This is a genomic window from Clostridium sp. (genome assembly GCF_026168755.1).
In the GTDB taxonomy this organism is placed as follows: Bacteria; Bacillota; Clostridia; order Clostridiales; family Clostridiaceae; genus Clostridium.
In genome coordinates this window covers 1-12,751 of the sequence record NZ_JAPFDR010000062.1, presented here as the reverse complement: position 1 = coordinate 12,751, position 12,751 = coordinate 1, and the positions used below count along the sequence as shown (strand labels likewise).

The following is a 12,751-nucleotide window of genomic DNA, read 5'->3' as shown; positions in this document are numbered from 1 at the left end:
TAAATATAAAATCATTCAAAGGCTTAACTTTTCTCATATATAATTACCTCGTACTTCTCATCTTTAGTTAAATTGTTATCATATATTTACTTTATTATAACATTAACTGAAAATTTATTTAATAGTAACTTGATTTTAATTACTTAAACTATAGATATCTTTTACATGATTAAAAGTTCTTTTAGAATTAAATACTAATTATTAATATTTTTCTAATAATTTTGGTTCTTAATAGGTACGTTCTCCGTATCAGTAATAAGTGAGGTTTTTTAACTATGTATACAAACTGGGACTTATGATGTTCTTAAAAGTCAATGGAGCAACTTGGCTTTATTCATAATACTTTCTTTAATTGCTAAAACAGTATCTTTAATTGAATAATTTGTAGTATCTATCACGTTGGATTCATAACCTCCGAGATTTTTAAACTGTTCCCACATTGTTTCCACTAATTCAATATTTGTTTCTATATCTAATTTTGAACGGGTAATTGCTCGTTGCATAGTTTCTTCTTTGCTTGCTCTCAAAATGATATAATGTACTTCATAAGCATCGTGGACGACATTTAACCACGGTTTTAAAAACCACGGACCGATAATACCATCTACAATTACATCATATCCACCACGAACATATCGCTTTGCCGCTTCTATAAATGCCTCAATCACAATCAAGTTTTGCTCATTCGATTCTGGTAAGTAGGGTGGAATGGCTCCCTTACTAAGATAATGATAAAAATCATCTGTATGCATATGAACAGACTTTTCCATACTGGATTCTTTTGCAATAATAGCTGATGTTGTGCTTTTACCCGTTCCCGGCGAACCTGTAATTATAATAATTCTTCCTTTTTTCATCTATATTTATCCCTTCAAATTCTAAATTTATCGCTCACAATAGATTAATATTATTCTTCACTTTAATTAACGCCCATTAGATTAATTCATAATTACAATATGAGCATTTATTTATAGTATTAGTGTACTTTCCCTTTGGCAATTTTGCTTTACATTTAGGGCATCTCCAAATAATATTTTCTAAAATTCTAATTCCTATATATCCACTAAAGCTAACTATTATCATATTTAAATGTTTTGTTGCAATTCCTATTATTAATCCAATTAAAAATATACTTCCTATAAAAGACACTAAAGCCATTACCTTCACTCGTGATTTAAAATTAATTTGATTCATCACATCCCCCCCAATTTAAACAAAACCTATATTAAATTCTCTCGTCATATAATACAATAATTCATCAAATCTCATTGATAAATTTTAAATTTAACGTTTCAACATATTAATTACTTCACTAATAGCGATACATTTAGCATATCTATCCTTCCACATAAATTCATTATAATATTTATAACTTTGCTCTCCTCTAAAGAAGTCATTATCAACAGTTGAGTTAGCATAACTTGGTACAATCATATTAAACCCATGTTCAAAACCACACTTTATTGTAGCATCAATACATTTATCAGTTTGAAGTCCAACAACAATTATATCCTCTTCCCCCTTTTCTCTTAAATATTCCAACAAACCAGTTCCTCTAAATGAACTATTTACATTTTTTATAAATACTTTCTCTTGTTCCATAGGCTTAAATTCTTCATAAACTTCAAATCCATCTTTTCCTTTTGTTAAATCACTTTCTACACCATCATCATGTATTACATATAATACTTCTATGTTATTTTTTCTTGATGTATCAATTAATTCCTTAATATTTGTAACAAAATTTTCAAAATTATATAATTTACTATTTACTAATAATTTTTGTGTATCAACGACTAATAAAACCATTTATGTACTCCTCCATTATTTCATCAAAATATTTTAGTATCATTACAACTCTCAACAATAAAATAACAATTTCATTCTGCTTCATCTAATCTCTAAGTTGGAGTTTATTGATTAAGTTCACTATTCTTATAGCGATACATTCCCCACCAATCTGGTAGAAGTTTTTCTAAGGTAATTGTTTCTCTTTTTTCGTAATCAACCATAATTTCCATATCCTTATTTTTGATATTTAACTGCATTAAAAACTCTCGACAAGCACCACAAGGCATACCACTTCCTTCTCCAAAGGGTGCTTTATCTCTAAATGCTATTAACCTCTTAACAACAGTTTGTCCACTATTTATATACATATTTAATGTGGCGACCCTTTCTGCACATAAATTCATCACTCCACCACAACTTTCAATACAAAATCCAGTAAAAATTTCACCATTCTCACTTTCTAAGGCACAAACAACATGATGTGCATACACAAATGGTGATACTTCTTCAGGGTTATATTGCTCCTTCGCTTTTAAATATAACTTTTCCCAAACATCCATAATATCATCTCTCTTTCAAATTTATCTAGTTATTTGAACTAAATACTCAACAGTATCTTCTTAAAATTTCTTTTGACCAGTTAAATTAAATCCATGTTTTTTATAAAAACAAATTGCTCTTTCATTTTTTTCTAATGCCCAAAGATTATTAGCGTGATACTCATTGATTGCATATTCTATCAGTTCTTTTCCAATTCCTTCACCTTGAAAAAAAGTATCTACATATATTTTACAAATCTCACTCCCATTCATTTGAATGAACCCTTTTATTAAACCATCATCATAAACTAATATATTTTTTAATATTTTATCTTTTCCAAAATAATTATCAGACATAGTAACTACTTGCAATTCTCCAAATGAAAACTTCTCATCTTTAAAAATTGGAAAATAATTCACTCTATTATTAAAAACATATATTTCGGCTATTCTTTATAAATCATTTGTTTTTGCTTTCCTAATATTCATTATATCCTCCGTATAAATTCCTATTTATTGCTCATAATATATTAAAATCTATTGCATAACTTATAAATAATGCAAACTAACAAACAACCAATGAACGAAAAACTTACTGGTATTATAAGAACTAATGCCAATAGTTGATTTTCAGCAATTACACTTGGAGAGTTTGTCCAAAAAAGATTAAGATATAACACAAAGCAAAATAAAAAACCAGCAATGGTAATTCTCATAGGTATCCACTTAATCTAATACTTTTTTACTTTACTTAAAATCAAAAATTGGACTACACAAAAAATAATCCCTATACCTCCCAAATATAAAAAATCCATAAATTACCCCCATTAAAATTATTTTAATCCCATTGTTTAACAATAAACTAACTCGTATAAATTAAAATTAATAATAATAAATATAGAGGAATATATAATAAAACATTATCATATTTTCTATTTATTCCCTTTTAACACTAACAATAGTTTTAAGTTATTTATTAAACACAAAATTATTTATTTTCTAATTTACTCAATCGTCTATTTAATAATTCTATATCTGATTTCATTCTTTTCTGACTCTTCACTATTTTCACTATAAATACAACTATGCCAATTGGAATAACAATAAAAATCAATAAATTTATAAATGCTATAATTATAGTTAAGTTATTAATATCCATTTTTACCCTCCCCATTATTAAATTAATTTTTTCTTTGATAAAAATACCCTTGCTATTATATATTTTTTATCCACTCACTTTTTAAAATTGAATAAAATGATAAACTACAAAATCTATCATCTCTAAATTGAACCTCTCTCAATGTACCTTCATAAGTCATTTTACATTTTTTCATTACTTCTCCTGAAGCCATATTTTCGATATCGTGCTTTGCACAAATTCTATTTACACCGACTTCTCTAAATAAATAATCTATTATGTTTTGTAAAGCCTCTGTTGTTATCCCTTTGCTCCAATATTCGCTTCCTATACAATAACCTATTTCACAAGACTTATTCGTCTCTTCTAACTTAACAACTGATATACTTCCTATCGCTTCATTAGTTTCTTTTAACTCAATTACCCAATTATAAACATTATTATTATCATAATTTGATATCCACATATTGATAATTTCTTCTGAATCTTTAATGCTATTATGTGCTTTCCAAGATAAATATTTTGTTACTTTAGAATCGCTACTCCAATTTTTAAACATATCTTCAGAATCAGCTATTTTAAATTTTCTTAAAATCAATCTATTTGTTTCAATAGTTTTTGTTCCTATATTATTCATAAATTCACCTCAAATTTTTTAACTATTTAACGTATAATTTAATATGATTTTTTAACAATTATTATATTAATTGTACACAAAAAACATTAAAATAGTAATACTTTAATTACAATTATATACTAATATGTAATTTATAAGTTTATAATTGTAAATATTTTTATAAATGTCTATACTCTTCAAATATAAATTAAAAACTAAATTATATAATTTCTCTCTAAAATTCTAGCTTTTATAATAATATAATGTATATTTTTATCAGATTTACTTGTACAAAAATAGCCTTTTATTAATTTGCTTTATTTTCCACAAATGATATTATATATAAGTGTAGAGTGGCCAAACTACTTATAATTAAATAAGAAAATTACTAAAATTAATGAATAGTTAATTTTATAAAAATACACACTTAAATGGGGAGAGATTTTTTTTATGAGATATTATATTTTAAGAACTAACGCGAAATCAGAGACTAATACCCACAAATTACTTAATGGGTATAACTTTAAAATAAATAATTTAAATGCAGAAAGATTAATTAGTGATGCCAAAGATGAAGATATTTTCTATTTACTATACAATATTTCTGAAAGGAAATTTGTAGAACAAGGGTTAATTAAAAGTATTGAATCAAATAAACCTTCTAACAAATATGAAGCTTTATTTGCTGAAAGAAAAAGCTTAAATATTCGTTATTTACCATATTCAACTCCTAATTGTGGAATAATTCCAACTTCTAAAAAGAATGTAGAAGAAATTCTTAATGTTGCAGTTTAATAAACAGATACTTAATATTTCATGTTATTTTAAGTAATGTTAGTTTAAATCTTGGAATAACAATAAAGGAGCTCATTTATGATAAGCTCCTTTATTGTTTGCTATTTTTATTATTTTAACTTCCAGATATCTTCATTGTATTGAGCAATTGTTCTATCTGATGAGAAGAATCCAGCTTTACTGATATTTATTAAAACTTTTCTATTCCAAGTTTCTCTATCTGAATAATCTTCAAATACTTGATTTTTAGTTTTAATATAATCTTCAATATCAAGTAATGTCATGAACCAGTCTTTAACTATTAATTCATTGTGAAGTCTATTTAAGTTAACTTCATCTCCAACCTTTAACATTTCATCACTTACTATAAAATCAACTAATTCTTTGATGTTTTCTTTTTCATAATATTTTCTTGAAACATAATCAGCCTTCTTATAATGTTCAATTACTTGCTCACTTGACTCACCAAAGATATAGATGTTATCATCGCCAACTAATTCATGTATTTCAACATTAGCTCCGTCTTCAGTTCCTAAAGTTAATGCACCATTTAACATAAACTTCATATTACCTGTTCCTGAAGCTTCTTTAGATGCTAAAGAAATTTGCTCTGAAACATCACAAGCTGGTATTAACTTAGAAGCCTTAGTTACATTATAGTTTTCAACCATAACAACTTTTAAGTGTTTGCTAACAACTGGATCATTATTTATAATTTCTTGTAAGCAAAGAATTGTATGGATTATATCTTGTGCAATTATATAAGCTGGTGCAGCCTTTGCTCCAAATATCATTGTAATTGGAGTTGTTGGAATATTTCCTGCTTTAATATCTAAATATTTATGAATTATATATAAAACATTCATTTGTTGTCTCTTATATTCATGAAGTCTCTTTATTTGAATATCAAAAATAGAATTTTCATCTATTTCAATACCTTGTGTATCTTTTAAATATTTCTTTAATGCAATTTTATTATGCTTTTTAATTTCTCCAAGTTTTGCTAATACTTCTTTATTATCAACATACTTAGCTAAATCTTCTAACTTAGTTGCATCAGTTTTAAAGTCTTCACCAATAAGTTCTGTAATATAGTTAGTTAATTCATTATTACAGTGTATTAACCATCTTCTGAAAGTTATACCATTTGTCTTATTGTTAAACTTTTCTGGATATATATCATAGAATGGTCTTAATTCTTCTTGTTCTAAGATTTCTGTGTGAAGTGCCGCAACACCATTTACACTAAATCCATAGTGAATATCCATATGAGCCATATGAACTCTATCATCTTTATCTATGATATAAACTCTTTCATCTTCGTATTTTTCTCTAACTAAGTTATCTAATTCTCTAATAATTGGCATTAATTGAGGCACAACTTTTTCTAAGTAAGCAATTGGCCACTTTTCTAATGCTTCCGCTAATATTGTATGGTTAGTATATGCACAAGCTTTGGTAACGATACCGATAGCTTCTTGCATTTCAATACCCTTTTCCCCTAATAATCTTATTAATTCTGGTATAACCATTGAAGGGTGAGTATCATTAATTTGAACAACTACATGTTCATGTAACTTGTGTAAATCATATCCGCTTTCTTCTGCTTCTAAAAGAATTAATTGTACAGCATTACTTACCATAAAGTATTGTTGGTATATTCTTAATAAATGTCCTGCTTCATCACTATCATCTGGATATAAGAATAATGTTAAATTCTTTTTGATATCTTCTTTATCAAAGTTTATTCCATCTTCTACTAAAGTTTCATCTATAGAGTCTATATCAAATAATCTTAATTTATTTGATGCTTGATTATATCCTGTTACATCTATATCATATAATGTTGAAGTTACTTTAAATCCACCAAATAATACATCAAACTTAATATTAGATTTATTTAACCAACCTTCTGAAGTTATCCATGGATTCTTTTCAGTAGTTTGTTTATTATTCTTAAATACTTGTTTGAATAATCCATAGTGGTAGTTTAATCCAACACCATCTCCATTTAACCCTAAAGTTGCTATTGAGTCTAAGAAACATGCAGCTAATCTTCCTAATCCACCATTTCCTAGTGAAGGTTCTAATTCTATTTCTTCTATTTCAGTTAAATCTTTTCCATTGTCAGCTAATACTTCTTTAACTTCATCATAAAGACCTAAATTTATTAAATTATTTGATAATAATTTACCAATTAAAAATTCTGCTGAAATATAATATAGTTTTTTGCTTCCTTTATTTGTCCCTTTATTTTTAATGCATCCCTTTGTCATTTCTAATAATGCTAAATATACTTCTTCGTTTGTTGCTTCTTCTATTGTTTTTTGAAATCTATTTTTTAAGATTTCAGCTAAATTATTTTTTACCATAATAAATTATCCCACCTTAAATTCATTATTTTTTAATAATATATAATTTAATAATTTGTTTTATGATTAAAACATTTACAATTATATAATAGCAATTTTTCAAAATAATCTTTGTACATTTCTTTTATTTTTTGTATATTTTTTATGTTATTTTAAAAAATATCAGCTTTTATTTTTATCCTATGCTTTTAAAAAATTTTTCCATTTCCTTTTTTAAAATTTTCATAAAAAAATAGATATACCTTTAAGTATACCTATTTTAAAAATAATTATTTAATTAAATGCTATTAAAATAATTTATAACTGTTTCTTTATCACTAAAATGATGTTTAGTTGTACCAATTATTTGATAATCTTCATGACCTTTTCCTGCAATAACAACTATATCATCTTTACTAGCAATTTTACATGCATATTCTATTGCATCTTTTCTATCTTCAATTACAGTATGGCTATCAGTAATTCCAACTATAATATCATCAATTATAGCTCTCGGATCTTCAGTTCTTGGATTGTCTGAAGTTACTATTGTTATATCACTATATTTAGCTGCTACGCTTCCCATTATCGGTCTCTTAGTCTTATCTCTATCTCCACCACAACCAAACACAGTTATAATTTTACCTTTAGTAACTTCTTTCATTGTCTTTAAAATATTTTCAAGTGCATCTGGAGTATGAGCATAGTCAACTACAACAGTACATTCCATCTTATCGTGATAAACTCTTTCACATCTTCCAGCAACTGCTTTCATAGTGTCAAATGCCTCTATAACCTCTTCTACAGCCACATATCCACCTACTACCAACATTCCTATAACACCTAAAGCATTATAAATATTATAAAGTCCTGCTATATGAAGCTTAACTCTACCTTTAAATTCTTCACCAATATATAAATCAAAAGTTGAACCATTAGCTTGTAAATCTAAATTTTTAGCTCTAACAAATCCATTATCCACTCCATAAGAAGTAACTACTTCATCATATTTACTGTTCTCATGTAATGTATCTAACATTTTCTTTCCATATTGATCATCACAATTTATAACAGTAGATTTAGCACCCTTTATAAACTTAAATTTTGCATTATAATAATTCTCAAATGTCTTATGATAATCCATATGATCTTGAGTTAAGTTTGTAAACATTCCTCTACTAAAGTTTAACCCTTCTACTCTTCCCATTGCAGATGCATGAGATGATACTTCCATTAAGCAGTATTTACATCCAGCTTCTCTCATATCTTTAATAAGCCTAAATAATTCTATAGCTTCTGGAGTTGTCATAGATGTTGGAATCATCTTATCTCCAATATAATTTGCTATAGTACCTATAAGTCCAACCTTATTTCCTGCATGCTCTAATATATGTTTCATCATATATGTTGATGTAGTCTTTCCGTTAGTTCCTGTTACCCCTAAGAAGATTAAATCACTATCTTGTATATTAAAGAACGTCTTTGCAATAATAGCCATACATTCTCTTGTATCACTTACTCTTATGTAAGCAACTCCTTCTTTAATCTCACTTATATCTTTACTATGAACAATTACTTTTGCTCCTTTTTCTATAGCATCATTTATTAAATCATGTCCATCTACTTTTAATCCTATAACAGCAATAAAAAGGCTTCCTTCTATTACTTGTCTTGTATCCCTTGTAATATCTATAACATCTATTTTTGTATAATCTATTTCATTTGTAGCAGTATAATCTAGATTTGAATTTCTTAATATTTCACTTAATAACATCTAAAATCTCCTTATCTTAAATTGATTTTTATTACTCACTTTTAACAGTATATTTCATTGTCCCATAATATTGTACATCATTTATAATTCTTTATCTATAAAAAGTAAAGTTAAATCCTATTGATAATTTTAACCTTTTAATTTTAGATTAATCATTATTTAAATATCAAAACTATTTACTTTTAAATATTTTTTAACATATACCTGTCCTTATTTAGTGATATAATTAATATAAAAATTCCATTTTAGAGGTGAGTTAATGAAAGAAATCATAATAATTTTATTATGTATTATATTTATATCTTTAATAATAGTAATTTTCTATGTTGGAAATTATTTGTATAACTTAGGTATAAACCCAAAATATCCAAAGGATTTGATATTTAAAAACAATACTGACGAAGAAACAAAACAAAATGAAACTAGTGGGGTTTCCAGTATTGATAGTAGAGCATGGTTTATTAAATATAGTAACTATGAAGATTTATTTCTTAAATCTGAAGACAATTTAAAATTACATAACTACATAATAAAAAATAAAAATAATTCTAATAAATGGGTTATTGCAGTTCATGGTTATACTTCTCAAGGCACGTATATGGCTTCATATGCTCAAAAATTTTATGGGATGGGCTATAATATTATAATTCCGGATTTAAGAGGTCATGGAAAAAGTCAAGGATCTTACATAGGAATGGGATGGCATGAAAGACTTGATATTCTTGATTTAGCAAAGTATATTGCTAATACTTATAAAGGGGCTCAAATTGTTCTTTTTGGTGTTTCTATGGGTGCTGCAACTGTTATGAGCGCTTCTGGTGAGAATCTACCTATAAATGTTAAGGCAATAATAGAGGATTGTGGATACACATCTACTTGGAATCAATTTACTTATCAATTAAAAGCATTATTTAAAATACCAGCATTCCCACTAATGCATGCTGCAAGTATTATTTGTAAGTTGCGAGCTGGATATTTTATTAGTGAAGCATCTCCTATTAAACAACTAAAAAAATCAACAACACCAACACTTTTTATTCATGGTGATAAAGATGGATTTGTACCTTTCTTTATGCTTGATAAACTTTATAATGCTTCACCAGTTGAAAAGGAAAAATTAATTATTCCTGGTGCAGCTCATGCTAGAGCTAGTTACGTTAATCCTAAACTATATTGGGAAACCATAGAAACCTTCCTAAACAAATACATTAACTAAATTGTTCTTTACGTGGAATCGAAAAAATGAAATATTTATTTTCCAGTAACTGCGAAATTTTCACCTAGAATTTATATAATTAATTCCGTAAAGTTGGATAAAGTTTTTAAACTCGCTGTTAGCTCAAACAGTAAAAACTTCTTTACGCCAACTTTACTACATCAATTATTAAATTCTACGTCTCAATTTCAATGTTCCTTCCAAATTAATATTTCATTTTTTCTTTTTTCACATAACTACTTATAGCCTTGCACCTTATAGTTAATCGTTTCTACTGAATATATATGACAATATTGTTCATTATTCACTTTAAATGAAAATATTATTCAATATATATATTCATAGCTTTTTTAACATTTTCTACTGTTTCATTACCAATAATATTTGCCTTTTTACTACCTTCAAATATGATGTCACGGACCTCTTTCTTATGTTCTTCATAATAGGTTCGCTTTTCTCTAAATGGTTCAAGAAGAATATTTATTTTTTCTGATAAAATATTTTTACAAGCTACACAACCAATATTTGCATTTCTGCACATTTCACAAATATTTTCATATTCACTTTCATTGAATGCTTTATGATATTTACTCACTGTACATATATCTGGATTCCCTTTCTCTTTTATGCTTATCCTATTTTTATCAGTAAGTGCTGATTTTATTTTTATTTTAACATCTTCCACAGTATCAGATAAATATATTGCATTGCCAAGACTTTTACCCATTTTAGAATTTCCATCTAACCCAACAAGTCGAGGTGTATTACTTATTAATACTTGTGGCTCCTTAATAATACTCTTTCCATTGCAATATAAATTATTAAAACGTCTTACAATTTTTCTTCCTTGCTCTATATGGGGAATTTGGTCTTCTCCAACTGGTACTAAATCAGCATTGCAAAAAGTCATATCCGCAGTTTGACTAACAGGATATCCTAAAAATCCGTAGCTTAAATCATCATATCCATACTGTTTTGCTTCAGTCTTTATAGTTGGATTGTGTCTTAATGAATTAACTGAAACAAGCATTGAATAAAATACAGTTAGTTCTGCAATAGCACTGATTTTAGACTGTAAGAACATAGTTATCTTATTTGGGTCTAATCCTACTGATAAATTATCTATTGCAGCATCATAAATACTTTTATTTATTAACTCTGGATGTTGAAAATGTGTTGTTAAAGCCTGAACATCTGCCAATATAATAAAGGTCTCATAATCCTCCTGCAATTTTACTCTATTTTGGAGACTACCTACATAATGCCCTAAATGTAGCTTTCCAGTTGTTCTATCTCCAGTTAAAATTCTTTTCATTTTAAATTCCTCCCTTTAAATAACATTTCAAAATAAATTCCACCAACCATCTTCCATAAAATCATCTCCTTAAAATAAAAAACTTCTATCCCAAAACAGGATAGAAGCGTATAATTCTATTTAGCCACCCAAAATAATAAATTTCACATACTAACATATGCTTCCATAATAACGGTTAGGATTTCCGTCAACGCCTACTTGCAAAACTTTCGGGTTGCCCTCGTGAGTCCATTCAACATAGAATCAAATGCTATATTCACACCAACAATAGCTCTCTGGAATTCTCTTTCTTATGCTTACTACTCTCATTCAACGGTTTTAATCTTAATTGTTTCATATTAAATTATATATCTTTGTAAAATATTAATCAAGGTAACAAAAGTCATCATCAATTGAATTTTAGTTCGTCATAGTTTAATAATTCACTACTTTATTTTATCTAATTTATCAAAGAATATTGAAATTTCACCACACTTTGGACACACAGCAGCCTTTATCTTCCCTATGGTATTTGATGAAAAAATACTGCCATCCTTACCTAATACTACTGATGCTACGGCGGTAAGGTTTTCAGTTTTAAGCTTATAATCTTCAATCATAATTTCATCACATCTCAAACATTTTCTCATATTATCCCTCCTAAATACGAACCATTTAATACAATGGTTCATCAAATCTCATTGATGATATTATAACTTATATTATATTTCTATTTTAAGAATTTCTTCTTTACTAAGTTTAGTATATTTCATTATTTTTTCAATAGATTCATTATCTTTAAGCATTTCTCTAGCTAGATTTATTTTTTCTTCCATTCTACCTTCTTCTAACTTTTCTCTATCACGCTCTAAAAGTGTCATAAACTCCACCTCCACATTAGGATTATTCTTAACTTCAATTACTCTTCTATGAATATTTTTAACTAAAGTTCCTTTAGTTTTTTCAGCTGTTTTATCATCTGAATGTTCCACGTACTCTAAAAACCCAATAAGTTCATCACTTAAATCTTTCATAATCCCTTTAGTATTTAATATAATTTTATTTGTATCATCTTTTAGTTTTATACTATTATCTTCAATACATACAGTTTCAAATGTATATTTATGTCTTCCCGCTTTAAATAAGTCAAAAGTACATATAAAAATAATATAACTTTTAGATAGTTTTCTATAATCTTCACCTTTGCTGATTAAATCTAAATCAATATTTCCTTGAT

Annotated in this window: 14 protein-coding genes; 2 read left to right on the top strand and 12 right to left on the bottom strand. The window is 26.9% G+C overall.

Going from position 1 to position 12,751, the window contains the following annotated elements:
• Positions 1 to 311: 311 nt before the first annotated feature.
• The 7 genes from Q0Y03_RS14040 to Q0Y03_RS14010 all read right to left on the bottom strand — a co-directional run bounded on the left by Q0Y03_RS14040 (position 312) and on the right by Q0Y03_RS14010 (position 4,105).
• Complete coding sequence (locus Q0Y03_RS14040; RefSeq protein ID WP_297714436.1) at positions 312 to 857, bottom strand: AAA family ATPase; 546 nt, start codon at positions 855 to 857, stop codon at positions 312 to 314.
• Positions 858 to 933: 76 nt separating this feature from the next.
• Positions 934 to 1,194 carry a hypothetical protein gene (locus tag Q0Y03_RS14035; protein ID WP_291679849.1) on the bottom strand — a complete coding sequence of 87 codons (261 nt, stop codon included), beginning with the start codon at positions 1,192 to 1,194 and terminating at the stop codon, positions 934 to 936.
• 90 nt (positions 1,195 to 1,284) lie between these two features.
• The gene (locus Q0Y03_RS14030) at positions 1,285 to 1,809 is read right to left on the bottom strand and encodes a cysteine hydrolase family protein (protein WP_297714435.1); all 525 of its coding nucleotides are present in this window, start codon (positions 1,807 to 1,809) and stop codon (positions 1,285 to 1,287) included.
• A 104-nt stretch (positions 1,810 to 1,913) separates the two neighbouring features.
• Positions 1,914 to 2,351, bottom strand: a complete 438-nt coding sequence (locus Q0Y03_RS14025; RefSeq protein ID WP_291680045.1) for a cytidine deaminase — start codon at positions 2,349 to 2,351, stop codon at positions 1,914 to 1,916.
• A 60-nt stretch (positions 2,352 to 2,411) separates the two neighbouring features.
• Positions 2,412 to 2,702, bottom strand: a complete 291-nt coding sequence (locus tag Q0Y03_RS14020; protein WP_297714434.1) for a GNAT family N-acetyltransferase — start codon at positions 2,700 to 2,702, stop codon at positions 2,412 to 2,414.
• Positions 2,703 to 3,318: 616 nt separating this feature from the next.
• A complete protein-coding gene (locus Q0Y03_RS14015; RefSeq protein ID WP_297714433.1) occupies positions 3,319 to 3,489 on the bottom strand; it encodes a hypothetical protein in 171 nt (56 codons plus the stop codon).
• 55 nt (positions 3,490 to 3,544) lie between these two features.
• Positions 3,545 to 4,105: a GNAT family N-acetyltransferase gene (locus tag Q0Y03_RS14010; protein ID WP_297714432.1), complete on the bottom strand. Its 561-nt coding sequence runs from the start codon at positions 4,103 to 4,105 to the stop codon at positions 3,545 to 3,547.
• A gap of 429 nt (positions 4,106 to 4,534) precedes the next feature.
• On the opposite strand from Q0Y03_RS14010, the gene Q0Y03_RS14005 reads away from it, so the two are divergent.
• Positions 4,535 to 4,879, top strand: a complete 345-nt coding sequence (locus Q0Y03_RS14005) for a hypothetical protein (protein WP_297714431.1) — start codon at positions 4,535 to 4,537, stop codon at positions 4,877 to 4,879.
• A gap of 110 nt (positions 4,880 to 4,989) precedes the next feature.
• On the opposite strand, the gene Q0Y03_RS14000 is transcribed toward Q0Y03_RS14005, so the two are convergent.
• Both Q0Y03_RS14000 and Q0Y03_RS13995 read right to left on the bottom strand, forming a co-directional pair.
• Positions 4,990 to 7,251: a glycogen/starch/alpha-glucan phosphorylase gene (locus tag Q0Y03_RS14000; RefSeq protein WP_297714430.1), complete on the bottom strand. Its 2,262-nt coding sequence runs from the start codon at positions 7,249 to 7,251 to the stop codon at positions 4,990 to 4,992.
• 277 nt (positions 7,252 to 7,528) lie between these two features.
• Entirely contained in the window at positions 7,529 to 9,004 is a 1,476-nt protein-coding gene (locus tag Q0Y03_RS13995) for a UDP-N-acetylmuramoyl-L-alanyl-D-glutamate--2,6-diaminopimelate ligase (RefSeq protein WP_297714429.1), read from the bottom strand.
• A 259-nt stretch (positions 9,005 to 9,263) separates the two neighbouring features.
• On the opposite strand from Q0Y03_RS13995, the gene Q0Y03_RS13990 reads away from it, so the two are divergent.
• On the top strand, positions 9,264 to 10,220 hold the full coding sequence (locus tag Q0Y03_RS13990; RefSeq protein WP_297714428.1) for an alpha/beta hydrolase: 957 nt from the start codon (positions 9,264 to 9,266) through the stop codon (positions 10,218 to 10,220).
• Positions 10,221 to 10,542: 322 nt separating this feature from the next.
• Here the strand turns inward: Q0Y03_RS13990 and trpS are convergent, their stop codons facing one another.
• From trpS to Q0Y03_RS13975, 3 genes are all read right to left on the bottom strand, one after another.
• Positions 10,543 to 11,535: a tryptophan--tRNA ligase gene (gene trpS, locus Q0Y03_RS13985; protein ID WP_297714427.1), complete on the bottom strand. Its 993-nt coding sequence runs from the start codon at positions 11,533 to 11,535 to the stop codon at positions 10,543 to 10,545.
• Between the two features lie 425 nt (positions 11,536 to 11,960).
• Positions 11,961 to 12,164: a hypothetical protein gene (locus tag Q0Y03_RS13980; RefSeq protein ID WP_297714426.1), complete on the bottom strand. Its 204-nt coding sequence runs from the start codon at positions 12,162 to 12,164 to the stop codon at positions 11,961 to 11,963.
• A gap of 72 nt (positions 12,165 to 12,236) precedes the next feature.
• Positions 12,237 to 12,751 (bottom strand): Rpn family recombination-promoting nuclease/putative transposase (locus Q0Y03_RS13975; RefSeq protein WP_297714425.1); only part of this gene is annotated, 515 nt, incomplete at its 5' end.